Raw genomic sequence first — 23,959 nt, 5'->3', positions numbered from 1 at the left:
TCCGGCGGTGCGGTGATCGATCAGGAAGCGTTCTTCGCGCGGGTCTTCGCCGCCTTCTTCGCCGCCGCCGAACGACCGGCTGCACCCTTGGTGTGGGCGGCCTTCTTGGCGGCCGCGGAACGCGAACCGGCGCTTCGCTTCAAGGCGGCCTTCTTCGCGTGGGACGATAGCGCGGATTTCGAGGCGGCACCGTGGCCTTCCTTCTTCAGTGCCCTGCTGGTAGCCCGCGAGCGCTTCGCCGCCGGCTTGTGGTGCTCGTGCGAAGCAGCCTCGTCCTGCGCGGCCTTCTTTCTGGTCGACTTGCTGGCGGTCTTGCCGGCCGGCACCTTCACCCCGGCGCGCCGTGCCTTGGACAGCCCGATGGCGATCGCCTGCTTGGCCGAACGGGCCCCGTGTTTTCCCTCGCGCACATGCTCGATTTCCTCATGCACGTACTCGCCGGCCTGGGTGCTCGGGGACTTGCCTGCTTTCTTGTCCCTGGCCGCGGCGCGTTGGGTTTTCTTCTCGGGCATGGCAGTTCTCCAGTGGCAGCAGGTACCCGGACTATTCCCCCCGCGCTGTCGACGAGCTGTCAAGTACACGCGCAGATGATGAACGCTTCACCCGGGGCGCACGATCCGTTCGCTAGGGTCGTCGACCCGCCAACCGTTCGCGATCCATGGAGTGCCAGGTCCATGCCCACCAGCAAAACCACCTCGCGAACCGGCGCCACCATCAAACGGCAGCGCGCCATACAGGCCGCGACGGACCAGGACGAGCAGCGCAAGGCAAAGTCGAAATCCACGTCACCCAAAGCGCCGTCGAGGACCATCCCTGCAACGGCAGGCGGGCGCAAGCACCCGGAGAATCCGCTGCCCGCACAGCATCTGCGCAAGCCGGGCATCGAGCGGGATCTCGATCCGCGCCCGCAGTTCATGGCTCCCAATTACGTTGGCAGCGGCAAGTTGGCCGGGATGTCGACGCTGATCACCGGCGGCGACTCCGGCATCGGCCGCGCCGTGGCCGTGCTGTTTGCGCGCGAGGGCGCCGACGTGGCGATCGTGTACCTGTGCGAGGACGCCGATGCGGAGGAAACCCGCGACTACGTCGAAGGCGAAGGCCAGCGTTGCCTGCTGATCCGCGGCGACGTCCGGGATCCCGCGTTCTGCCGTGAGGCCGTCGCGCAAACGGTGAAGGCGTTCGGCAAGCTTTCCGTGCTGGTCAACAACGCCGCGTTCCAGGAGCACGCCGACTCGATCGAGGACATCAGCGAAGCGCATTTCGACGAGACCCTGCGGACCAACCTCTATGGCTATTTCCACATGGCCAAGGCCGCGTCGCCACATCTCGGCAGCGGCTGCTCGATCATCAACACCGGATCGGAAACCGGGCTGTTCGGCAACGCCAGGCTGCTCGACTATTCGATGACCAAGGGCGGCATCCATGCGTTCACCAAGGCGCTGGCATCGAACATGGTTTCGCGCGGCATCCGCGTGAATGCCGTCGCACCGGGCCCCGTATGGACACCGCTGAATGCCGCCGACCAGCCTGCGGAGCGCGTGCGCGACTTCGGCAAATCCAGCGCCATGGGCCGCCCCGCACAACCGGAAGAGCTGGCGCCGGCCTACGTCTTCCTGGCCGCACCGTCCTGCGCCAGCTACATCTCCGGCGCGGTGCTGCCGGTGATGGGAGGTCCGACCAGCTGACCATGGGCAGCCTGCGGGACTACCAGCGCAAGCGTGACTTCTCGAAGACACGCGAGCCGGCCGCCAACGAACCCGGCATGGCCAACCAGCGCGCCATCTTCGTGGTGCAGCTGCATCACGCCAGCCGGCGCCATTTCGACTTCCGCCTGCAGGTCGGCGACGTGCTGAAGAGCTGGGCAGTGCCAAAAGGGCCCAGCTATGACCCGCGGGTGAAACGGTTGGCGGTCGAGGTGGAGGATCACCCGGTGTCGTATGCCGGCTTCGAGGGCGACATCGAACACGGCTACGGCAAAGGTCATGTCGATCAGTTCGACCACGGCGTATGGGCCACATCGGGCGACGCCGAGGCCCAGCTGCAGAAAGGCCACCTGCGCTTCGAGCTGTTCGGCAAGCGGCTCAAGGGCGGCTGGCACCTGGTGCGCAGTGGCCGCAAGGAACGCCAGCCCGCGTGGTTCCTGATCAAGGCCAGGGACGCGTTCGCCGGCGATGTCGAGGCCGACGACCTGCTCGACGCGAAGATGACGCGCAGCACCCGCAAAGCCGCGAGGGCCCCGGCGACGCAGGCCGCGGCAAGGAAGTCGACCGCCCGGAAGAAATCCGCACCCAAGTCCAGAAAACTGCCGCGCCTGCGCCTGGCCAGGGCGGCCGCCGCATTGCATGGCGCCCGGCCGGCGGCGCCCAGCAACGTCTTCTTCAAACCTGAACTGGCACGCCTGCGCGAATTTCCGCCGGAAGGAGCGCAATGGCTGCATGAAGTGAAGTGGGACGGTTACCGCATTCTCGCGGCGATCGCCGAGGGCGAAGTGAAGCTGTGGTCGCGCAACGCGCTGCCGTGGAACGAGCGCCTGCCCGACATCGTGCAGGCGCTGGAATCGCTGGGCCTGCATTCGGTCCACCTCGATGGCGAACTCGTTGCGCTGGATGCACGCGGTCGCAGCGATTTCAACGGACTGCAGCAGACGCTGTCGGGTGAGGCGCAGTTGCCGCTGGTCTACATGCTGTTCGACCTTCCTTACCTCGAGGGCAGCGACCTGTCGCGGGTCGTCCTGCTGGAGCGCAAACAACTGCTGGAAAAACTGCTGGCGCACGCACCGGAACATCTCGCCTTCAGCACCCATGCGATCGGCAATGGCCAGGACGTGTTCCGCATGGCGACCGAGCAGGAGCTGGAGGGCATCATCTCCAAGCGCATTGATTCGGCCTACCGCCCGGGGCGCGGTGACGACTGGCTCAAGATCAAGCGGCTGGAGAGCGACGAGTTCGCCGTGGTGGGCTACACGCCGCCCAAGGGCAGCCGCAGCGGCTTCGGCTCGCTGCTGCTGGCGCGGCCCGATCCCGAGGTGAAGTCCGGCTGGATCTACGTGGGCCGCGTTGGCACCGGTTTTTCCAACGAGCAACTGCGGCAACTGGGCAAGACCATCGCCGACAAGGGCAGCAGCAGACCCACGGTGAAGCTCACCGCCATCGATCCACTGTTGCGCGATGCGCGATGGGTCAGGCCGGCGGCGGTCGCCGAGGTGTACTACCGCGGCATCGGCAACAAGAACCTGCTGCGCCAACCGAGTCTCAAGAGCATGCGTACCGACAAGACCCCGGCGGATCTCGCCGACTCCGATCGCGCCAGCAGCAAGCCGTCAGCGAAAAACGCAGGTGCGGGACGCCGCAAACCGGCCGCCCCGGAGATCAAGATCACGCACCCCGATCGCGTGGTGTTTCCCGACGACGGCTACACCAAGCAGGACGTGGCCGATTACTACGCCAGCGTCATGACCTGGTTCCTGCCCGGCGTGGTGAATCGCCCGACCTCGGTGATCCGCTGTCCGGAGGGAACCGCGAAGGCCTGCTTCTTCCAGAAGCATCTGATCCCTGGCCTGAAACACGTGGGCAGTGCGAAACTGAAGGAGGAGTCCGGTGCGCAGGCCACCTACATCTATCCGCTGGACGCCGCTTCGGTGCTCGAACTGGTGCAGTTCGGCGCGCTCGAATTCCACCCCTGGGGTTCGACCATCGGGCAGCCGGAGCTGGCCGATCGGGTGGTATTCGACCTGGACCCCGGCGACGACGTGGCCTGGCCGCGGGTCGTGGCCGCCGCGCGGCTGCTGCGCAGGCTGCTCGCGCGGCTGGGCCTGGAATCCTTCCTGCGCACCACCGGCGGCAAGGGCCTGCATGTCGTCGTCCCGCTGAACCCCGGCTGCGCCTGGCCGCAGGTGAAAGACTTCGCGCACGCCTTTGCCGCCACCGTGGCGCAAGCGCATCCGCTGGAGTTCATCGCGATCGCGACCAAGGCGCAACGCGGCGGCAAGATCTACCTGGACTACCTGCGCAACAGCCGGGGCGCCACCAGCGTGGCGTCGTATTCGCTGCGCGCGCGCAGCGGCGCGCCGGTCGCCATGCCGCTGCGCTGGAGCGAGCTGGGCAAGCTCGAGAGCGGGCACGACTTCGATATCCGCTCCACGCCGACGCGACTGGCGCGGTTGCGTTCGGATCCCTGGGCCGGCATCGACGATCTGCAGCAGAATCTGGACGACGTCATGGCGAAGCTGCGCTGAGTCAGGCGCTGCCCTCGGCGCATTGCCATGCAATCACGATGCGGTGGTGCCCGCCAGGCCGATGTACCGTCCTGGCAGTTCAGTGTTAGCGCGACGTGACCCGAAAGTGGCCGTCGCGTTGACGGCGCGTGCACCACGAAGCTGCGATGGTCCATGCGTCACGCGCAGGCGGCCGCCGGGCGCGAAGCACCGCAGCGAACCCGGCTCGGGTTTCGCGCTCATCGCCAAGGAACCAACATGTCACTTTCATTGCTGCTGATCATCGTGCTGGTCCTCCTTCTGATCGGCGCACTCCCCGCGTGGGGATACAGCCGCTCGTGGGGTTATCGTCCCGTCGGCGGCCTTGGCATCATCCTGATCATCGTGATCGTGCTGCTGTTGATGGGCGTGATCTGAAAGCCCCTGCAGTGCGCAGTGGCTGCACGCACGCGAGTCGAGCCCATGCCAGCCTGGCAAGGACCGCGTGGCGGCCCTCCCAGCGGGAGTCGCGAAGACTTCACTCATGTTGAGCGGACTCGACGAACGCGCTTCTGTCCGAGATCCGGCACAGATGTATCACAGATGTATCACAGGGGGAAAATGGTGCGCCCGGCGGGATTCGAACCCACGACCCCTGCCTTCGGAGGGCAGTACTCTATCCAGCTGAGCTACGGGCGCATGCATGGTCGCCCGCGGTGCACGGCCTGGGCCGGCACCGCGGGGAGCGCAGTATAGCCGAGTTGTCCGCGGGGCGTGGACCCGGCCAGCCGGAGCCACTCGAAGCGTTCGCCACTATGCAGGGCGGGCCGTGCCCGCCCTGCGGCAGGAGGCTTCAGCGCGCCTTGAGCAATGTGCTCAAGGTGTCCGGCCGGCTCTCGTCGCGGACCAGGTGCGGGTACTTCAGGCCGTCGTGGTAGTCGATGCGGATGGTCTTGTACTGGTCGAAGTTCTTCACCAGCAGTTCGATCGGCTGGCTCTTGTCCTTCGCCGCGGCGGTGACGGCGTCCTTCAGCGCGTCGGCGTCGTAGTCGCGGCCGTTGACCGCGACCACCCTCATGCCGGGCGAGATGCCGGCCTTGAACGCCGGGCCGTCCCACAGCACGTCGCCGATGTCACCGCTCTTGCCGACCGACAGGCCGAGCGAATAGGTGAGGTCGGCCGAATGCCGGCGCGCTTCCAGCGCCGTCACTGCGGCGGACGGCTGGTCGGTGTAGACCAGCTTCCAGCCGTGTGCCGCGATGCCGCCGATGAGCGGGCCGTGGCCGTCCAGGCGCGTGCGCAGGTAGCTGGCCCAGTCGAACGGCTGGATGTCGTTGAGCGTCTTGACCACGTCCTCGAAGGTGTAGGTGTTGACGTGCCACTCGCCGTTGCCCATGCCGAAGAAGGCCTTGCCGAAGTCGTCGATGGAATGCTTGCCGCGGCTCAGCTCGCGCAGCTTGGCGTCGACCTCGAGCCAGATCATCTGGCCGGCCGAGTAGTAGTCCTCGCTGGCCTGGTAGTTGCGGTACGGCAGCGGCGCGCGCTGGGCGATGATCGGGTCGTTGGTGGTGTCCTGCACGTTGCGCCAGCTGGCCAGGCCGGGACGGCCGCGGTCGTAGGTGGCGGCGACGAAGGCGAGCATGTCGCGTGCCTGCTCCTGGTTCCACAGACCCGAGCGCGCCGCCATCACCTGGCCCCAGAACTGGGTCTGGCCTTCGTAGACCCACAGCAGCGAGTCTTCCATCGGCACGTTGAAGTTCGGCGTGGTGAGGTCGGCGCCGCGGCGGTACTTGCCGTCCCACGAATGGTTGAATTCGTGCGGCAGCAGGTCGCGGCTCAACGCGTTCTTGTCCCACTCGGTGAAGTAGCCGGTGCCCACGCCGTTCTCGCTGGAGCGGTGGTGCTCGAGGCCCTGCCCGCTCATCTTGTCGCTGAGCGAAAGCAGGAAGTCGTAGTGGTCGTAGTGGTGCGCGCCGTACAGCTTGTACATCTGCTGCACCAGGTTGCGGTGCACCTTCAACTGTTCCGGGGTGATCTCCAGGTACTTCGGCGCGTCCGCCACGATGTTGAGGTGTACCGGCGCCTTCGCGCCCGGGTCCAGGTCGACGCGCTTGAAATACTTGCCGGCGTAGATCGGCGAATCGACCAGGTCGTTGTACGCGATCGGCTTGAAGTGCACCGTGTCGCCCTCGCGCGAAGCCACTTCCAGCGCGCTGCCGAACTGCCAGCCGGCGGGGAAGGTCACGCTGGCCTCGGTCATGATGCGCTTGGCGAAGTAGCCGGCCGGATACACCGTGTTGGCGTTCCACTGCAGGTTCAGCATTTCCGGCGTCATCACCACGCGGCCCTGGCGGGTGTTCTGCGGCGATAGGAACTGGAACGACACCTCCACACTGCTGGCGCCTTCGGGCACCTCGACGTGGAAGGCGTAGACGTTGAGCGTGTCGCGCTTCCACGGCAATGTCTTGCCGTTGGCGGTCACCACCAGGCCGGCCAGCTTGTCGATCGGACCGCTGGGCGAGTGGTGCCCCGGCAGCCACTGCGGGTACAGCAGGGTCAGCGGGCCGGGCTGCGCCGGGATCGTCTCGTGCACGCGGAAGATCCGGCGCGCCACGTCGGTGGCGTCCACCTTGATCTTCAAGGTGCCCTGATACGGCACATCCTGCGGCGCCGGGACCTCGGCGAGCGCAGCGAAACTGGCCAGACCGAGGGCGGTGGCGGCGAGGGCAGTGGCGAGGCGGGTGGCTTTCAATGCGTTCTCCGGGTGAGAAATGGGGAGCCGGCGGGATGAACGGGAATCCGCAGCAGGAGCCGCCCGGGCCGGACAGGCCGGGGAATCCGTGCCGCGGAAGTTGCCGTGACAGGCATCCGGAACGCCGATGCTAGACCGGCCATGCCGGCCTTCACCCCTGCCGAAGGTCATGAGCATGGCCGGCACATGAACCCCTTCCGGCCAGTCGCCGCGATCTGGCACCGCTCTTGCTGTGCTCACTCGACCTCACACGCCCTCCGCCCTCCGGGACCCGCATGAACCTGCCGTTCGACCACCCCATGTCTGCCGACGACGCCCGCCAGCGCCGCGAGTACCGCCAGTACCTGGCGCTGCGGATGGGGCCGATGATCCATGCGCTGATGCTGGTGGCGGCGCTGTCCTACCTGGCGGCGATCGGCGTCGGCGTGCTGATGCGCGACTCGCCGGTGCCGCTGTGGCTGCGCATGACGCCGGCACCGCTGCTGCTGCTGCTGGCACTGGCCACCGGCCGCGTACGACAGCCGCGACTGCTCAGCGCGCTGACCCTGCTGTGCGTGCTGCTGCTGGAAATCGGCATCAATCTCGGCAGTGTCAGCCATCCGCAAGGGCACTCGTGGGTGCCGCCCGGCCTGCTGCTGCCGGTGGCGACCTCGGTGCTGTGGATGGGGCGTTGGGATTTCCTCGTCGCGATGACGCTGTGCGCGCTGGGCCCGCTGCCGATCCTGCTGCTCGGCCCGACCGACAGCCAGTTGCTGGTGCAGTACCTGGTCTACATGGCGATCGCGATCGCGCTGGCGGCCGTGCTGCGGGCGTTCATGGCAGGCACGCTGTTCGAGCAGTTCCGGCTGGAGCAGCAACTGCGCGAGCAGGCCAACATCGACGGCCTCACCGGTCTGCTGCAGCGCAATCGCTTCCTCGAACTGGCGCGTGCCGCGCTGGCCGAACTGCGCCGACAGCAGCAACCGGCCTGCATGCTGTTCCTCGATGCCGACCACTTCAAGCAGCTCAACGACCAGCACGGCCACGCCGCCGGCGACGCGGCGCTGGTCGCGCTGGCCGCGACGCTGCGCCGCCAGATGCGCCAGGGCGATCTGATCGGGCGCATCGGCGGCGAGGAATTCGCCATGCTGCTGCCCGGCAACAGCCTGGAGCAGGCGTGCCGGCGCGCCGAGCAGCTGCGCCAGTCGATGCGCGAGATCCGGCGCCCGGACGGCCCGCTCACCACCAGCATCGGCGTCGCCGAGTGCTCACCGGACTGCAGCGACGACATCGATGCCCTGCTGGCGCGCGCCGATCAGGCCATGCGCCAGGCCAAGCGCGAGGGCCGCGACCGCGTCGTCAGTAGCCCGGACCGCTGCTGACGGTGAAGCTCAGCCCCGCGCCATCCGGCTGTGTCGTATGCCGTAGGCGAAATAGATCACGCAGCCCAGCGCCATCCACAGCAGGAATCGCTCGTAGGTGATCCACGGCAGGCCGTAGATCAGCGCCGCGGAAAACACGATGCCCAGCGGCGCAGTGAACCACACCGCCGGAGTCCTGAAGTTGCGCTGCAAGTCCGGCCGGCGCACGCGCAGCAGCATGATCGAGCTGCAGATGATGATGAAGGCGCTGAGCGTGCCGATGTTGACCAGCTCGGCCACCTCGCCGATCGGCAGCAGCCCGGCGACCAGCGCGGTGAACACGCCCAGGATCAGGGTCGGCCGCGCCGGCGTGCCGAAGCGCGGGCTCACTTTCGCGAACCAGCCCGGCAGCAGGCCGTCGCGGGCCAGCGCGAACCAGATCCGCGCCGCGCCCAGCATGAATGCGAACAGCACGCTGGTGACGCCGATCACCGCCGCGGCCGCGATGGTCACGCTGAGCCAGTGCAGGCCGATCTGCTCGAACGCGTCGGACACCGAGGCCTCGCCGCCGAGCTTGCTGTAGTGGGTGATGCCGGTGAGCACCAGCGACACCGCGATGTACAGCACCATCGCGATCGCCAGCGACAACAGCACCGCGCGCGGCAGGTCGCGCTGCGGGTTCTTCGATTCCTCCGCCGCGGTGGTCAGCGTGTCGTAGCCGAACACCGCGAAGAACACCACGCTGGCGCCGGTCAGCACGCCGGCCCAGCCGAAGTGGCCGATGCCGGTGGCGGCGTCGACCACCCGCGGCGGCACGAACGGGTGCCAGTTCGACGTGTCGATGTAGAACACGCCGACCAGCACCACCAGCAGCACGCCGACCACCTTGATCGCCACCACCAGGGTGTTGAAGCGCGCGCCCCACTCGGTGCGCACGGTCAGCAGCACGGCGACGGCCAGCGACACCGCGGCGGCGATCACGTTGAAGCGGTGGCCGTCGCTGGGCCCGGCGATCGCCGTCGAACCATGCAGGCCGAACAGCTGCTGCAGGTAGTACTCCATGGTCTGCGCGCTCATGCTCTGCTGCGCCCACTCCGGCAGGTGCACGCCGGCCGAGTTCAGCAGCACCTGCACGTAGCCGGACCAGCCGATCGCCACCACCGCGACCACCAGCGCGTATTCCAGCAGCAGGTCCCAGCCGATGATCCAGGCGGCGAACTCGCCGAGCACCGCATAGCCGTAGGTGTAGGCGCTGCCGGTGACCGGGATCAGCCCGGCGAACTCGGCGTAGCACAGCGCGGCGCAGGCGCTGCCGATGCCGGCGATGAGGAAGCTGATCGCCACCGCGGGGCCGGCGTTCATCGCCGCCTGCTGCCCGGCCAGCACGAAGATGCCGACGCCGATGATGCCGCCGATGCCGATCGCGGTGAGCTGCCACAGGCCCAGCACGCGGCGGAAATCGCCGCGCGTGCCGGCCTCCGCCTGCAACTGCTCGACCGTCTTGTGGCGCACCAGCTTGCTGAAGAATCCCATCGCCTGCCCCTGAGTTGAGCAAACGGCGATCATAGCGAATGCGCATGCAGGCACACAGCGCGGTGCAGCAAGGTCGTCGCCGAAGATCCACGATCCGGTAGGGCGGGCACTGCCCGCCGCTTCTGCCAACGCCGACAGCTACCGCAACGCCGGCAGCCGGCGGGCAGTGCCCGCCCTACCGCAGCGCCGACAGCCGGCGGGCAGTGCCCGCCCTACCGCAGCGCCGACAGCCGGCGGGCGGTGCCCGCCCTACCGCGGCGAGGCGGTTGCCGACTCAGGGGACGCGGCGGCCATGCCCACGCGGGCCGATGACGGACGCAGCCACGGCAGTGCGACGGCACTCAGTCCGAACACCGCCGCGATCGCCAGCGCGAGATGGCCGTCCAGATGCGGCACGCCGAACCAGCGCCCGCCGAGCAGCGGCACCGCGGCGGTGGCCAGCACGCGCACGGCTTCCGCCCACGGCGCCCAGCGCCGACCTTCCATCAGCGCGCCGATCACGCACAGGCCAGCGACCAGGTAAGCCGCGTAGCCGAGCAGCGCCGGCAGGCTGGCCGTGCCGGCCATGCCGAGGAACTGGGTGGTCATGCCCAACAGCAGCGCGAACTGCACCAGTACGTAAAGCTTCAGCGGCCGCGACAGCGGCGGGTCGAAACGCTCGACAGGCATCGCGAACGCCGGCTTCGGGTAGCGCGCCGCCACGTCGGCCGGGCGCCAGCCTGGCGGCTTCAGCCACACCAGCAGCTTGTCGCGCCAGCGCCGCGCGTGCCACGCGTCCACCGCGGTATGCCAGTACACCTCGGCGTTCGCCCACAGCGGATTCCAGCTGCGCAGCGGCGAACGGGTGCCGTACACCGGCGGGTCGTTGTCGTCTTCCTCGACGAAGGTGCCGAACAGGCGGTCCCATACGATCAGGATGCCGCCGTAGTTGCGGTCGAGGTAGCGGTCGTTCACCGCGTGATGGGCGCGATGGTTGGACGGCGAGCAGAACACCCGGTCGAACCAGCCGAGCCGGCCGATCTGCTCGGTGTGCACCCAGAACTGGTACAGCAGGTCGATCAGCGCCACGATCACGAACACCTTCAGTGGCACGCCGAGCACCGCCAGCGGCAGGTAGAACAGCCAGCCCAGCAAGACGCCGCTGCCGGTCTGGCGCAGCGCGGTGGACAGGTTGTAGCGCTCGCTCTGGTGATGCACCACGTGCGCGGCCCACAGGATGTTCACCCGGTGCCCGGCGCGGTGCAGCCAGTAGTAGCAGAGGTCGTACAGCAGCAAGGCGCCGATCCACACCAGCAGGTTGTTGTCGGGCAGCGCGAACAGCGCCAGGTGCTCGACGCACCAGGCATAGATGCCGATCGTCAGCAGCTTGCTGAACACGCCGACCAGCTGCGAGATCACGCCCAGCCCGATGCTGTTGATCGCGTCGTTGCTGGCGTACGCCTCGCGCCCGCGCAGCTTGGCCACCACGAGCTCGATGCCGATCAGCAGAAAGAACACCGGGGTGGCCCAGGTGATGATGAGTTCCTGCGTGTTCATGACGCCTCGTCTTCGATGGCGATGCCCTGCACCGAGCGGGCGATCCACCACAACGCCAGATAATACGCCGCCAGCACCCACAGGCTGGCCAGCGGCAGTGGGCCGCGGAAGCGGTCCCAGGCCAGCACGCTGTCGCTGAACATGAATACCAGCGCGCCGCGCGCGGCCAGCCGGGTGGCGGCATCGCCGTGTTGCGCCCGCGCCCACGCCTGCCCGCCCATCATGGCCAGCACCGCCACGTAGACGATCACCGGTACGCGCAGCGGGGCATCGATGGCGGTCCACAGCAAGGCGAGATTCACCACGCCATAGGCGATGCAGGCCGCCAGCGGCCACGCCGGCGCGGCGAAACGGCTATCACCGAGGAAGGCGGCGATGAAGCAGCCGTGCGCGAGCAGGAACGCCAGCAACCCCGGCACGAACAGGTCGCCCGGCAGCATCAGGAACACGTCGCCCGCCAGCGAACCGGCGATGCCGGCCAGGATCCAGCGCCGGTAGCGCGGCGACTGCGCCGGACGCGCGCGCCACGCCAGCACGAAGATCAGCGCGGTGGCCAGCGGCTTGCCGCACCAGTGCAGCCACAGCCAGCCGTGGCCGGCATCGCCTGTCGCCAGCAGCGCGCCGGCGATCGCCGCGACCGCCGCGACCAGCGTGGCCAGCGCAAGCCCGCGCGGGTACGGCGCGGGCGCGGTTTCGAAGGCGGCGACGGACATGCGCGATCCGGCTGGCGAAGGTCGCCCGATCATAGCCCGCACGGCACCTTCAGCGGGCCGCTCCCGCCTGCTGCAGCCACGCCTGCCGCGTCGGCCGTTCCACCGGCACGCCGTCCGCATTGCAGCTGCCCAGCCGGCACAGCTCGGCGCGCAGGCGCGGCGCGTGCTGCACGATCACGTGGAAGATCACGTTCTGTTCCAGCTCGCCGTGGAACGCCGCGGCGCCGGGACCGGTGGCGAAGATCGCCACGTCCTCGCCGCCATGGCTCTCCGCCTTCAGCGGAACGGTTGCCTCCTGAAGGTAGTCCGGATCGGTGGTGTCGACCTCGCGCAGGTCGGGCCGGCCCTTGCCGATCGCGCTGTACTCGCGCGGGTTGTGCGGGTAGCGCTTGCTGCCCTCCGGCTGCTGGTCGCTGGCGCCGGTGTAGCCGGGGCCGTTGGCGAAACCGAGTGTGGTGTACGGCAGACCGGCGGCGTCGCGCGCCAGGCCCGGCGCGCTTTCGTCGTCGAAACTGTCGGTATGGCCCATGACCTTGCCCAGGATCGGGTTGCCGCGGCGCGGGTAGCCGGCGAAGGTCAGCGTATGGCTGTGGTCGGCGGTGACCACGATCAGCGTCTCGGCCGGGTCGGTGTGCTGCAGCGCAACCTGCACCGCATCGGCGAAGGCGATCGTCTCGTCCAGCGCACGGTAGGCGTTGCCGGCGTGCAGCGCGTGGTCGATGCGGCCGCCCTCGACCATCAGGAAGAAGCCGTTCGGGTTCCGTTTCAGCACCTCGATCGCGCTGGCCGTCATCTCGGCCAGGCTGGGCTCGCCGGCCTTGTCGCGCGGGCGCTCGTGTTCGTAGTTCATGTGCGAGGGCTCGAACAGGCCGAGCAGGCGCGGCGTGCGCGCAAGGTCCAGCGCTTTCAGCTGCGCCGCGTTCCACACGTACTTGCCGTCCGGATGGCTGGCCGTCCATTCGCCGATCAGGTCGCGGCCGTCGAGGCGCTGGCCGACGCGGTTCGGATACTCCGGGTCGTCCGCGCCGGCCGGCATGAATGCGGTGCGGCCGCCGCCCATCGCCACGGTGAGGCCGCCGGCGACCGGGAAGTCGATCAGCTGCGCGGCGAAATCCTTGCAGCCGGCGACCTTCGCCGCGTCGCTGAGGTCAGCGTCCACTTCCCAGTTGCGCTCGGGCAGGTGGCCGTAGGTGGCGGCCGGGGTGGCGTGGGTGATCCGCGTGGTGGTGACCGCGCCGGTGGCCATGCCGGCCGCGGCGGCCAGCTCCAGCGCGCTGACCAGCTCCTGCCCGCGCGTGCCGGCGCAATCCTGCCGCTTCGGCACCTGCGATACGCCGATGAAGCCGGCGCGGGTCTTCACCCCGGTCATGATCGCGGTCATGGTGCCGGCCGAGTCGGGGGTCTGCTGGTCGGTCTCGTAGGTGCGACTGAGTGCGCTGAACGGAAACTTCTCGAAGCTCAGCCGGTAGCTCTCGCCGTCCGTGCCTGCGCGCTGGCCGGCCAGCACGTGCGCGGCGGCGATGGTGGGAAGGCTCATGCCGTCGCCGAGGAACACGATCACGTTCTTCGCACGTTGGCCACCCGTATTCGCCTGCGCGGAGGCCAACGCCGCCTGCGCCGCGCCGCTGCGGAACCACCATTGCGGCGTCTCGCCCTGCGGGCGCTCGATGGCGGGCACCGCGATCGCCGCCGGCGATGAAGTCATCGGCGGCTGGCTGGCGCAGGCGCCGAGCGTGGAGAGCATGGCGCCCAGCAGGATCGGGCGCGCAGCGAACGGGAAACGGGTCATGCGGATCTTCCAGGCTGTTCCGCGCGGCCATCCGCGCGGATGACACCCGATCATAACCGGGACGCGTACATGTTCCGCGGCAGCGGCCCGACCGCACTCAATCCTTGCCGTACATCCTGCGGTACACCGCGCTCACCCGCTGTTCCAGCGCGCCGCCCTGATGGGCCTGCCTGAACGCGTCGTTGAGCTGCTTCTCGGCGGCGTGCAGGTCGCGCAGGAATTGCCGGGCGTCGTTCGACAGGCCGCAGTCGGCCATCTGCCGTTCCAGGCTGGCGTCGGCGGTCTCCAGGCGTCTCGGCTTGCGCTCGCTCATGCCTGATGGCAAGCAAGACTGCTGCCAGCGGCGCCGATCCCGCCGCACGCGGCATGCGCCCGGTCAGCCGCCGGCCGCGCCGGCCCTCGGCGGCGAAAACTGCCGCTGCGGGTCAGCCGCGGCCGGCAGCGGCGTCCGTCACTGGTAGACGTGCAGCCGGCCGATCGTCCAGGCGTGGTAGGACGCCAGCAGGCCCGGCACCGCGCAGTCGTCGTACCGGCCGTGGCAGCGCTCGCGCAATTCGGTCGCCGCGGTGAAATACGCATCGGTGGGCACGCCCGCCGCCTGCAGCACCATGCTGGGCAGGAACGCGATGTCGAGCAGCGGGTACTGCGGCAACGGCGGGCCGGCGAAGTTGCTTTTCAGCATGTAGTAGGTGAGGTAGTCGCGGTACGGCTGCAGGTCGGCCGGCAAACGGCGCGGCAAGTTGCGGATCAGGCCGTTGAAGGACGGCTGGTGGTCGCCGAAGTGCATCAGCACGGTCGGCTGCGGGCGGTCGAGGAAGGCGTGCTCCAGTGCGCGCATGGCCAGGTCGGAATCGTGCAGGCGCGCGAGGTAGGTGTCGAAATTCAGTGCCGTGTCGGGTGGCAACCCGCGCAGCAGGTTGCGGTAGGGGCGCGCCAGCTTCGCCATCGGCTCGTGGTCGTGCGGGCCGTGCTGGTTCAGCGTCAGGATCATCAGGAACACCGGTTGCCCCGGCTTCTTCAGCTTGTCGTAGAGGCGCTTCGCCGCCGCAAACATCTGCGCGTCGCTCTCCTCCCACTCCTCCAGGTCGAGTTCCCCGGCACCGTACAAGTGGTCGAAACCGTAGGCCTGGTACGCGTTGCGCCCGTTGATGAAGTCGGCACTGGTCGGGTAGACGCCGATGGTGAGGTAGCCGAGCCGGCGCAGCTGCAACGCCAGCGCGTCGTGCACGTTCGGCGCCAGCACGTACGGCGCGTACATGCCGCCGGGACCGAAGATGTCCTGCGGCATGCCGGTCAGCGCGGCGAACTCGCTGACCCAGGTGCCGCCGCCGAAGGTATGCACACGCAGCATGCCGTGCGCACGGGTGTGCGCGTCGGGGCGGAACATCGCCGCCCGGCACGGCGGCACGTTGCAGGCGTCGAAGATCGACGGGTCGAAAGTGCTTTCCTCCAGCACCTGCACGATGTCCGGGTACGGCGGCGACATGCTGCCAGGCGCGCCCTGCGCGGTGGCGCCCCAGTCGCGCTCGGCCACGGCGTCGTCGGCCATCGCCGGCAACTCCACGTCGGCATCATGCAGGTTGACGAAGAAGTTGGTCAGCTGCGCATCGTCGGACATCTTCTGCCACGCGTTGCGCGAGTGCACCTGCGCGAACGGCCCGCCGGGCAGCATGCACAGCCACAGCGCCAGCGCGCACAGCGCAATGCCGCCAAGGCGCACGCCGGCGGCATGACGCCGGCGCAGACGCTCCAGCACGCGCCAGTCCCAGCGCCATACCAGGTACAGCAGCGGCGGCAGCAATACGCCCAGGCCGAGCCCCACCGTGTACAGGTGCGGATAGTGGCGCAACGTGTCGAGCAGGCTGCTGCGCACGTAATAAATGAAGTCCGACGGCATCAGCTGCGAGTCGAGGTAGCGCAGCTTCAGCACCGCCACGGATTTCAGCAGCAGGAACAGCCCGCCGCCGACCAGCAGCGCCATGGCGAATCGGCCGAACGCGAACAGCAGCAGGCCGAACGTGCACAGCATCAGTCCGGCGATGAAGCCGCGCTGCAGCGGCAGCGGCTCCTGCCAGGCAGTGAGCGCAACGCAGCCGGCGAAGAAAGCCAGCGCGCACAACACCACCGCACCCGCCCGTGTAGGACGCAACGACATTCGACGCATGGCTGGAACGTCCCCCCGCAGGAACCGGTGTCACTGGAGCGCCATCTTACGGTCTCGCAGCGGCAACGAAGCGGCCGCGCGGCCGCGCCGTTCCACTGGCGTTGGGCTTGGCGCGAAGGACCGGCGAAGGGCGCCTCCGGCGGCGGCCGGCAAGCACCCGGTCACCCCGATCTGCTAGCTTTCGCCATCCGAACCCGCTCGTCCCACGGAACCGCCATGCCGCTTCGCCCGACCCCGTTCGCCGCCCCGCTGCTCGCCCTTGGCGCCGCCCTGCTTGCCGGCTGCTCCAGCCTGCCATGGGCGGCCGGCAGGACGCCCGACGGTGCGCGCGCGAACGTGGCGATCCTGGAAACCACCGACGTGCACGCCAACGTGCTCAGCTACGACTACTACAAGCTGAAGCCGGACCCCTCGCTCGGCTACGAGCGCACCGCCACGCTGATCCGCCGCGCCCGCGCCGAGTTCCCCAACACCTTCCTGTTCGACAGCGGCGACACCATCCAGGGCAGCGTGCTGGCCGACTACCAGGCGCTGGTGAAGCCGGTGACCTGCAAGCAGGAGCTGGCGATCTACCAGGCGATGGACGCGATGGACTACGACGGCGGCACCGCCGGCAACCACGAGTTCAACTACGGCCTGCGCTTCCTGTCGCAGGTTACCGGCACGCCGATGAACGTGGACGGCGGCCACCGCGAGCGCTGCGCCGGCCCGCGCTTCCCGCTGGTGCTGGCCAACGTCTACAGCGCGCGCGACGGCAAGCCGATCTTCAGGCCGTGGACGGTGGTGACGAAGCAGATCGAGGCCTATACGCCCGACGGCAGCAAGCTCAGCGTGCCGCTGAAGGTCGGCATCATCGGCTTCACCCCGCCGCCGATCATGGACTGGGACAAGCAGAACCTGGCCGGCAAGGTCACCGTCAGCGGCGTGGTCGAAGCGGCGCAGAAGTACCTGCCCGAGCTGCAGGCGCAGCATCCCGACCTGGTGGTGGCGATCCTGCATGGCGGCCTGAACACCGCGCCGTACACCCCGGACATGGAAAACGCCGGCTGGTACCTGGCCGGCGTGCCCGGCATCGACGCGCTGCTGCTAGGCCACTCGCACGCCGAATTCCCCGGCCCGCGCTACGCCGGCCTGAAGGAGGTCGACGCCGCGCGCGGCCTGGTGCGCGGCGTGCCGGCGGTGATGGCGGACTTCTTCGGCAAGGACCTGGGCGTGATCCGGCTGGTGCTGGACCGCAAGGACGGCCGCTGGGTGGTCGACCGCACGGAAAGCCACAGCGAGGTGCGGCGCATCTGTCCGCAGAAGAACGAGTGCGTGCCGGCCGACCCGGCGATCGCGCCATTGGTGCAGCAGGCGCACGCGGCCACCATCGCCTACGTCAACACGCCGATCGGCGAAAGCTCCGTCCACATGAGCAGCCACTTCGCCGACGAGGGCAACATGACCGCGCTGGCGCCGGTCAACGCCGCCCAGATCGACTACGTGCGCAACGAACTGGCGGGCTCGCATCCCGAGCTGGCCGGCGTGCCGGTGCTGTCCGCCGCCGCCGCCTTCCGCACCGGCTTCGGCGGCCCCGACGACTACACCGACGTCGCCCCCGGCCCGCTCACCCTGCGCAGCGCCGCCGACCTGTACTTCTATCCGAACACGTTGGCCGCGGTGAAGACCGACGGCGCCGGCGTGAAGGCCTGGCTGGAAAAATCCGCCGAACGCTTCAACCGCATCGACCCGGCCAAGGCCGGCGAACAGGCACTGATCAACAGCCGCTTCACCGGCTACAACTTCGACCAGCTCCAGGGCGGCATCCGCTACGTCATCGACGTCTCCAAGCCGGTCGGCCAGCGCATCACCGCGCTGAGCTTCCAGGGCAAGCCGGTCGAGCCGGCGCAGCCGTTCATCGTGGTCACCAACAACTACCGCGCCAGCGGCGGCGGCCACTTCCCCGGCCTCGACGGCAGCAACATCGTGCTGGCCGCCCCCGACGGCACCCGCGAGATCCTGGCCAAGTGGCTGGAGCGCAAACAGCGGATCGGCACGCAGGATCTCGAACCGACCTCATGGACCTTCGCCCCGCTGAAAACCCGCGGCCCGGTGGTGTTCACCGACGCCAGCGGCAAGCAGGACGTGGCCCGCGCCGCCGGCCTCGGCAACATCCGCCAGCTGAAGGACCACGGCGACGGCACCGCGACGTATGCGATCGACCTGTCGCATTGACGCCGGCGCACGCGCGAAACCGCGCTGGCGTCGGGGTTGCTCGAATCGCGGGACGGCATGGTCGCCGCCCCTCCCCTCTGCGCTGGTGTGCACACTAAGAGAGCAAGAGCTTTCGTCCTCCTTCGGAGGGCGAGTCACTTTCTCTCGTTTGCCCGAGAGAAAGTAACCAAAGAGAGGGGCACCCCGCTTGGCGCTTGCCGGGCTCCTGCCCGGCAAGTCCGTGAGCCGGGGCCGGGCTTTTCGAGCGGGCTCCTGCCCGCGCGAAAAGGCGTTGCCATCCCTGGCAACGCCCGCTGGCGCGGCCTGTCGTCCCCGGCTCACCGCCGCGCAAGGGACCCCGGGCAGAGCAGCGGGCCATCCTGGCCCGCACTTTTTAGAAAAGCCAAGGCCGCGCTGCCTGCGCCTTCAATGTAGTTGGCAATTGCCATCCCGCCGCGTCACGCGCGCCAAAAACATCTCGCGCTCCGCTCGTTGAGTCGGCCTCAGGGCCGGCCTGCGGGAGATCCAATACAGTACAGACTTGATCGGTCCGGAATGTCCGCTTTCGACCCAGGCTGTGTGAAAACTCTCTGAGTCGATAGACTTGTCCCACCGCGCCGACGAGAGTTGCCGATGGGACGTTTTGTTGAAGGTGAAGATCGCTCGCAGAGCACCTTGCTTCCCGAGCGCCTCGACGACTACGTGACGGAAGACAACCCCGTGAGGGTGGTGGACGTCTTCGTCGACAACCTCGATCTGACCGCGCTGGGGTTTGAGCGAGCGATTGCACAGGCCACTGGTCGTCCGGGCTATCACCCGGCCACGCTGTTGAAGATCTACATCTACGGCTACCTCAATCGCGTGCAGTCGAGCCGGCGTCTGGAGCGCGAGGCGCAGCGGAACATTGAGCTGATGTGGTTGACCGGTCGACTGTCGCCGGACTTCAAGACGATCGCCGATTTCCGCAGGGACAATGGTGCGGCGATCCGCCGGGTCTGCCGCGAGTTCGTGGTGTTGTGTAGGCGGCTGGATCTGTTTTCGCAGGCGCTGGTAGCCATTGATGGCAGCAAGTTCAAGGCGGTCAACAATCGCGACCGGAACTACACCCGCGCCAAGGTGCAGCGCCGGATCGAGCAGATCGAAGAGAGCGTGGCGCGATATCTGTCGGAACTGGACAGCGCGGATCGCCAGGGTGCAGCCCCGGTCGCCGAAGCGCACACGACGCGACTTCACGAAAAGGTCGAGAAGTTGCAGTCGGAGATGCAGCGCATGCAGGCGTTAGCCAAAGAAGTCGAGGCCGCCCCTGACCAGCAGATCTCGCTGACCGACCCGGATGCACGATCCATGGCGACCAGCGGCAAGGGTACCGGCACCGTCGGCTACAACGTACAGACGGCGGTCGATGCGCAGCACCACCTGATCGTCGACCATCAGGTCACCAACATCGGTAACGATCGCAGCCAACTGGCGGCCATGGCAAAGCGTGCGCGCACCGCAATGCAGGCCGAACACATTGAGGTTGTCGCTGATCGTGGTTACTTCAGCGGGGAAGAAATCGTGGCGTGCGAGGAAGTCGGCATCACCGCCTACGTCCCTCGTCCGCAGACCTCCAACAACCAGGCCAAGGGCCTGTTCGGCAAGCGGGACTTCGTCTATCTGCCCGAGACCGACTCTTACCGTTGCCCGGCCGGACAGTCGCTGATCTGGCGTTTCAGCACGGTCGAAAAGGGATTGACGCTGCATTGCTACTGGAGCTCTGCGTGCAAGGCCTGCCCGCTCAAGACGCAGTGCACCTCTTCGCCGCAACGACGCGTCAAACGCTGGGAGCATGAAGCCGTAATCGACGCGATGCAGCAGCGTCTGGATCAGGATCCAGACAAGATGCGCATCCGACGGCAGACGGTCGAACACCCCTTCGGCACCCTGAAGGCCTGGATGGGGTCGACGCACTTCCTGATGCGTACGCTCAACCACGTCAGCACAGAGATGAGCCTGCACGTGCTCGCCTACAACCTCAAACGCGTGATGAAAATCTTGGGCATCGCACCGCTGATGCAGACGATGTGCGCCTGAAGGCGCTTTGCACCCGAAATACCTCCGCCAAGGGGCGCGATGGCGATCTTCGGTCTCGATCAGTTGCTCCGAAATTCAAGAGGCGAAGTCTTCGCGGCGGCGTCTGTAGGTGATTGCAAGCGGCCAGCAAACCGCTCGGCGCAGCCATTACGCCATCATTTGCAGCGCGCACGCGTTTTCACACAGCCTGGACCCAGGCTGTGTGAAAACTCTCTGAGTCGATAGACTTGTCCCACCGCGCCGACGAGAGTTGCCGATGGGACGTTTTGTTGAAGGTGAAGATCGCTCGCAGAGCACCTTGCTTCCCGAGCGCCTCGACGACTACGTGACGGAAGACAACCCCGTGAGGGTGGTGGACGTCTTCGTCGACAACCTCGATCTGACCGCGCTGGGGTTTGAGCGAGCGATTGCACAGGCCACTGGTCGTCCGGGCTATCACCCGGCCACGCTGTTGAAGATCTACATCTACGGCTACCTCAATCGCGTGCAGTCGAGCCGGCGTCTGGAGCGCGAGGCGCAGCGGAACATTGAGCTGATGTGGTTGACCGGTCGACTGTCGCCGGACTTCAAGACGATCGCCGATTTCCGCAGGGACAATGGTGCGGCGATCCGCCGGGTCTGCCGCGAGTTCGTGGTGTTGTGTAGGCGGCTGGATCTGTTTTCGCAGGCGCTGGTAGCCATTGATGGCAGCAAGTTCAAGGCGGTCAACAATCGCGACCGGAACTACACCCGCGCCAAGGTGCAGCGCCGGATCGAGCAGATCGAAGAGAGCGTGGCGCGATATCTGTCGGAACTGGACAGCGCGGATCGCCAGGGTGCAGCCCCGGTCGCCGAAGCGCACACGACGCGACTTCACGAAAAGGTCGAGAAGTTGCAGTCGGAGATGCAGCGCATGCAGGCGTTAGCCAAAGAAGTCGAGGCCGCCCCTGACCAGCAGATCTCGCTGACCGACCCGGATGCACGATCCATGGCGACCAGCGGCAAGGGTACCGGCACCGTCGGCTACAACGTACAGACGGCGGTCGATGCGCAGCACCACCTGATCGTCGACCATCAGGTCACCAACATCGGTAACGATCGCAGCCAACTGGCGGCCATGGCAAAGCGTGCGCGCACCGCAATGCAGGCCGAACACATTGAGGTTGTCGCTGATCGTGGTTACTTCAGCGGGGAAGAAATCGTGGCGTGCGAGGAAGTCGGCATCACCGCCTACGTCCCTCGTCCGCAGACCTCCAACAACCAGGCCAAGGGCCTGTTCGGCAAGCGGGACTTCGTCTATCTGCCCGAGACCGACTCTTACCGTTGCCCGGCCGGACAGTCGCTGATCTGGCGTTTCAGCACGGTCGAAAAGGGATTGACGCTGCATTGCTACTGGAGCTCTGCGTGCAAGGCCTGCCCGCTCAAGACGCAGTGCACCTCTTCGCCGCAACGACGCGTCAAACGCTGGGAGCATGAAGCCGTAATCGACGCGATGCAGCAGCGTCTGGATCAGGATCCAGACAAGATGCGCATCCGACGGCAGACGGTCGAACACCCCTTCGGCACCCTGAAGGCCTGGATGGGGTCGACGCACTTCCTGATGCGTACGCTCAACCACGTCAGCACAGAGATGAGCCTGCACGTGCTCGCCTACAACCTCAAACGCGTGATGAAAATCTTGGGCATCGCACCGCTGATGCAGACGATGTGCGCCTGAAGGCGCTTTGCACCCGAAATACCTCCGCCAAGGGGCGCGATGGCGATCTTCGGTCTCGATCAGTTGCTCCGAAATTCAAGAGGCGAAGTCTTCGCGGCGGCGTCTGTAGGTGATTGCAAGCGGCCAGCAAACCGCTCGGCGCAGCCATTACGCCATCATTTGCAGCGCGCACGCGTTTTCACACAGCCTGGACCCAAAGCGACGTTGGACTAAGTGAACCTGACCCGCCCGTTCTGGAGCGAAATCCCCGCTACCGGAGTTTCAAGGATCTCTGCTCATGTATGGGTGCCGATTGGAGCGTCCCATCGGAGGCATCCGCAAGCGCAATATGCGTTCCATCTCCCGAGACACCAAACACGCCGATGATCCGACCACATTGTGCGCACCGGCAGAGCAAATCTGCGCTTGCCGTAGCGTATCGCACCGATGCACCACAGGCGCAGATCAAGCGGACTTCCTCTTGCCTCGTGAGCGCCTTATAGGCGACATATCCGACAAGCTGGAACTGTGCATCCATGGCTGGTCGCACCGTGCAACGGGTATCGACGACAAGCGTCTCCTCGTTGACATGCTCGATGTCCGTAATTCGACAGAAATGCATTCCCTCAGCCTCGCGCGGTGGTAGGTGGCGCTGACCAATGCGTCGAAGCTTTTCGCGCATAGGCCGCGGCAAATCGGGAACGTCGGGAGCGTCGGAACCAAGGACGAGGCTTGCTCCTTCCACCGATACCATGTAGTCGACAGCCTCTGGCACGATCTCAACCTCGTAAAGCGCACCACAACCACGGCAATAACAATCCCAACGATGATGCGGAGGCTTCCATGAAAACCGGTCGCCGCAGCGTCCGCACTCGATGTTGATCGTACGATCGGAACCGACGAGTCCATCACGAATGAACTCGAAGGCGGTCCGGTCATTCAGTCCATGGGAGGTTGACAACGCCTGCCCCGCACGGTCGAGCATTTCCACGCCCTCGAGCGCATCGGTCAGCATGCTTTGCATACTTACCTTGCAGGCAGCGATGAAAAATTGGACGTAGTAATGTGCGCACTCACGGAGCAAACGCAATTTTACCTCGGCTAGATTCTCTGCCGACGCGGTGTAGTAATCCCCGGCAGTTCCCAGCACAATCTGGCCGGTACTGATGGAACCTAGCGCCACATCCGACGCGTACCCCAGATGCACGAGGTCGGAGCAAAATTTAAAGACGAGTTTGATTCGGTCTCGACACCATTGATTCGCTCCTACGTGAGCTCCGAGAAAATCGACGCGTTCCCCGAACTTCCGATGCTCGTTGCTCGCATAGGCCTCAACTCGACGTTTCCGTCCGTCCGGCGCCGCAAAATTTTGGATAGTGCGCTGGATCTCCTCGGAGTACAGCCGGCTGTGCAATGACAATGGCGCAACTGGCGCGAAGCTCACCAGCGATTCGAAGAACTTGTAGTTGAACGCGTGGGGATCGAGCTTAGTCGCCTGGTACGCTGTCTCGATCATCGAATCGATGAACTGTCTCACCACTGTCCCAAGATCGATGAAGTCATCGTGACGAGCTTCGATGCGCGCGATTTCATCGATCGATGTCGCGCGCTTGGCTGGCTTTGTGGCGGCAAGCAACTTATGGGCAATTCGCTGAAAGCTTTCAAGCAAGACGGGGACAATTTGACGAAATGGTGCTGCGTCCGCAGGATCGCGAAACGCTTCTTCGACTAGGGCGCCATCTTCCAACCGCGCCTTGAACCATTGCACCACCCCGTCCACGTCGCCAACCGCTATTTCAAAATCGGTGTTGGTGCGCGCGGCCTGCGCACGCAGGCTCGGGAAGTGCGCCAGCGCCGCCGCGACTGGCGAGCGCGTCATCGCAGCTGCGACGGCCGCCAGCACCTCGCCGGCAGGACTCCTCGGGGGCGGAACGGTGCTCATGGACATGTCCGTAAAGTGGAAGAACGCAGCATAGCAATGCGCATTCAAGAACAGAGT

Annotated in this window: 16 protein-coding genes and 1 tRNA gene; 7 read left to right on the top strand and 10 right to left on the bottom strand. The window is 66.8% G+C overall.

Annotated features, from left to right (window positions below):
* Positions 1 to 20: 20 nt before the first annotated feature.
* Positions 21 to 512 carry a DUF6496 domain-containing protein gene (locus R5H19_RS00760; protein ID WP_318157063.1) on the bottom strand — a complete coding sequence of 164 codons (492 nt, stop codon included), beginning with the start codon at positions 510 to 512 and terminating at the stop codon, positions 21 to 23.
* Positions 513 to 674: 162 nt separating this feature from the next.
* Here R5H19_RS00760 and R5H19_RS00755 point away from each other — a divergent pair, with 162 nt between their 5' ends.
* From R5H19_RS00755 to R5H19_RS00745, 3 genes are all read left to right on the top strand, one after another.
* On the top strand, positions 675 to 1,685 hold the full coding sequence (locus R5H19_RS00755) for an SDR family oxidoreductase (RefSeq protein WP_318158125.1): 1,011 nt from the start codon (positions 675 to 677) through the stop codon (positions 1,683 to 1,685).
* Positions 1,686 to 1,687: 2 nt separating this feature from the next.
* Complete coding sequence (gene ligD, locus R5H19_RS00750; RefSeq protein ID WP_318157062.1) at positions 1,688 to 4,234, top strand: DNA ligase D; 2,547 nt, start codon at positions 1,688 to 1,690, stop codon at positions 4,232 to 4,234.
* 237 nt (positions 4,235 to 4,471) lie between these two features.
* Positions 4,472 to 4,630, top strand: coding sequence for a DUF3309 family protein (locus R5H19_RS00745; protein WP_318158124.1), 159 nt, complete (start codon positions 4,472 to 4,474; stop codon positions 4,628 to 4,630).
* A 184-nt stretch (positions 4,631 to 4,814) separates the two neighbouring features.
* Here R5H19_RS00745 and R5H19_RS00740 read toward each other — a convergent pair.
* Together R5H19_RS00740 and R5H19_RS00735 are read right to left on the bottom strand one after the other, a co-directional pair.
* Positions 4,815 to 4,891 (bottom strand) — tRNA-Arg (locus tag R5H19_RS00740).
* A gap of 154 nt (positions 4,892 to 5,045) precedes the next feature.
* A complete protein-coding gene (locus R5H19_RS00735; protein ID WP_318157061.1) occupies positions 5,046 to 6,944 on the bottom strand; it encodes a M61 family peptidase in 1,899 nt (632 codons plus the stop codon).
* Between the two features lie 275 nt (positions 6,945 to 7,219).
* On the opposite strand from R5H19_RS00735, the gene R5H19_RS00730 reads away from it, so the two are divergent.
* Complete coding sequence (locus R5H19_RS00730) at positions 7,220 to 8,305, top strand: GGDEF domain-containing protein (protein WP_318157060.1); 1,086 nt, start codon at positions 7,220 to 7,222, stop codon at positions 8,303 to 8,305.
* 9 nt (positions 8,306 to 8,314) lie between these two features.
* On the opposite strand, the gene R5H19_RS00725 is transcribed toward R5H19_RS00730, so the two are convergent.
* The 6 genes from R5H19_RS00725 to R5H19_RS00700 all read right to left on the bottom strand — a co-directional run bounded on the left by R5H19_RS00725 (position 8,315) and on the right by R5H19_RS00700 (position 16,019).
* Positions 8,315 to 9,817 carry an amino acid permease gene (locus tag R5H19_RS00725; protein ID WP_318157059.1) on the bottom strand — a complete coding sequence of 501 codons (1,503 nt, stop codon included), beginning with the start codon at positions 9,815 to 9,817 and terminating at the stop codon, positions 8,315 to 8,317.
* A 249-nt stretch (positions 9,818 to 10,066) separates the two neighbouring features.
* Positions 10,067 to 11,353 carry a sterol desaturase family protein gene (locus R5H19_RS00720; RefSeq protein ID WP_318157058.1) on the bottom strand — a complete coding sequence of 429 codons (1,287 nt, stop codon included), beginning with the start codon at positions 11,351 to 11,353 and terminating at the stop codon, positions 10,067 to 10,069.
* Positions 11,350 to 12,066, bottom strand: a complete 717-nt coding sequence (locus R5H19_RS00715; protein WP_318157057.1) for a lysoplasmalogenase — start codon at positions 12,064 to 12,066, stop codon at positions 11,350 to 11,352. Before R5H19_RS00715 ends, R5H19_RS00720 begins: the two co-directional genes overlap by 4 nt.
* A 49-nt stretch (positions 12,067 to 12,115) precedes the next feature.
* Positions 12,116 to 13,855, bottom strand: a complete 1,740-nt coding sequence (locus R5H19_RS00710) for an alkaline phosphatase (RefSeq protein ID WP_318157056.1) — start codon at positions 13,853 to 13,855, stop codon at positions 12,116 to 12,118.
* A gap of 97 nt (positions 13,856 to 13,952) precedes the next feature.
* Positions 13,953 to 14,168: a hypothetical protein gene (locus R5H19_RS00705; protein WP_318157055.1), complete on the bottom strand. Its 216-nt coding sequence runs from the start codon at positions 14,166 to 14,168 to the stop codon at positions 13,953 to 13,955.
* 138 nt (positions 14,169 to 14,306) lie between these two features.
* Complete coding sequence (locus R5H19_RS00700) at positions 14,307 to 16,019, bottom strand: sulfatase-like hydrolase/transferase (protein WP_318157054.1); 1,713 nt, start codon at positions 16,017 to 16,019, stop codon at positions 14,307 to 14,309.
* Positions 16,020 to 16,235: 216 nt separating this feature from the next.
* Between R5H19_RS00700 and R5H19_RS00695 the strand changes: the two genes are divergently transcribed.
* The 3 genes from R5H19_RS00695 to R5H19_RS00685 all read left to right on the top strand — a co-directional run bounded on the left by R5H19_RS00695 (position 16,236) and on the right by R5H19_RS00685 (position 21,981).
* Positions 16,236 to 18,233, top strand: a complete 1,998-nt coding sequence (locus R5H19_RS00695; RefSeq protein ID WP_318157053.1) for a bifunctional 2',3'-cyclic-nucleotide 2'-phosphodiesterase/3'-nucleotidase — start codon at positions 16,236 to 16,238, stop codon at positions 18,231 to 18,233.
* Between the two features lie 612 nt (positions 18,234 to 18,845).
* On the top strand, positions 18,846 to 20,285 hold the full coding sequence (locus R5H19_RS00690) for an IS1182 family transposase (protein ID WP_318157052.1): 1,440 nt from the start codon (positions 18,846 to 18,848) through the stop codon (positions 20,283 to 20,285).
* A 256-nt stretch (positions 20,286 to 20,541) separates the two neighbouring features.
* Complete coding sequence (locus R5H19_RS00685; protein ID WP_318157052.1) at positions 20,542 to 21,981, top strand: IS1182 family transposase; 1,440 nt, start codon at positions 20,542 to 20,544, stop codon at positions 21,979 to 21,981.
* A 250-nt stretch (positions 21,982 to 22,231) separates the two neighbouring features.
* Here R5H19_RS00685 and R5H19_RS00680 read toward each other — a convergent pair whose 3' ends face one another.
* Positions 22,232 to 23,902: a hypothetical protein gene (locus R5H19_RS00680; RefSeq protein WP_318157051.1), complete on the bottom strand. Its 1,671-nt coding sequence runs from the start codon at positions 23,900 to 23,902 to the stop codon at positions 22,232 to 22,234.
* Positions 23,903 to 23,959 lie beyond the last annotated feature (57 nt).

The sequence above is a fragment of the Rhodanobacter sp. KK11 genome (assembly GCF_033345435.1).
GTDB lineage: Bacteria > Pseudomonadota > Gammaproteobacteria > Xanthomonadales > Rhodanobacteraceae > Rhodanobacter.
This window is presented reverse-complemented; position numbering and strand designations above follow the sequence as displayed.

Excerpts from the sequence above, each read along its gene's own strand:
- R5H19_RS00760 (WP_318157063.1), bottom strand. The coding sequence starts at position 512 with ATGCCCGAGAAGAAAACCCAACGCGCCGCGGCCAGGGACAAGAAAGCA.
- R5H19_RS00710 (WP_318157056.1), bottom strand. The coding sequence starts at position 13,855 with ATGACCCGTTTCCCGTTCGCTGCGCGCCCGATCCTGCTGGGCGCCATG.
- R5H19_RS00700 (WP_318157054.1), bottom strand. The coding sequence starts at position 16,019 with ATGCGTCGAATGTCGTTGCGTCCTACACGGGCGGGTGCGGTGGTGTTG.
- R5H19_RS00695 (WP_318157053.1), top strand. The coding sequence starts at position 16,236 with ATGCCGCTTCGCCCGACCCCGTTCGCCGCCCCGCTGCTCGCCCTTGGC.
- R5H19_RS00730 (WP_318157060.1), top strand. The coding sequence starts at position 7,220 with ATGAACCTGCCGTTCGACCACCCCATGTCTGCCGACGACGCCCGCCAG.
- R5H19_RS00725 (WP_318157059.1), bottom strand. The coding sequence starts at position 9,817 with ATGGGATTCTTCAGCAAGCTGGTGCGCCACAAGACGGTCGAGCAGTTG.
- ligD (WP_318157062.1), top strand. The coding sequence starts at position 1,688 with ATGGGCAGCCTGCGGGACTACCAGCGCAAGCGTGACTTCTCGAAGACA.
- R5H19_RS00705 (WP_318157055.1), bottom strand. The coding sequence starts at position 14,168 with ATGAGCGAGCGCAAGCCGAGACGCCTGGAGACCGCCGACGCCAGCCTG.
- R5H19_RS00720 (WP_318157058.1), bottom strand. The coding sequence starts at position 11,353 with ATGAACACGCAGGAACTCATCATCACCTGGGCCACCCCGGTGTTCTTT.
- R5H19_RS00715 (WP_318157057.1), bottom strand. The coding sequence starts at position 12,066 with ATGTCCGTCGCCGCCTTCGAAACCGCGCCCGCGCCGTACCCGCGCGGG.
- R5H19_RS00755 (WP_318158125.1), top strand. The coding sequence starts at position 675 with ATGCCCACCAGCAAAACCACCTCGCGAACCGGCGCCACCATCAAACGG.
- R5H19_RS00680 (WP_318157051.1), bottom strand. The coding sequence starts at position 23,902 with ATGAGCACCGTTCCGCCCCCGAGGAGTCCTGCCGGCGAGGTGCTGGCG.
- R5H19_RS00690 (WP_318157052.1), top strand. The coding sequence starts at position 18,846 with ATGGGACGTTTTGTTGAAGGTGAAGATCGCTCGCAGAGCACCTTGCTT.
- R5H19_RS00745 (WP_318158124.1), top strand. The coding sequence starts at position 4,472 with ATGTCACTTTCATTGCTGCTGATCATCGTGCTGGTCCTCCTTCTGATC.
- R5H19_RS00685 (WP_318157052.1), top strand. The coding sequence starts at position 20,542 with ATGGGACGTTTTGTTGAAGGTGAAGATCGCTCGCAGAGCACCTTGCTT.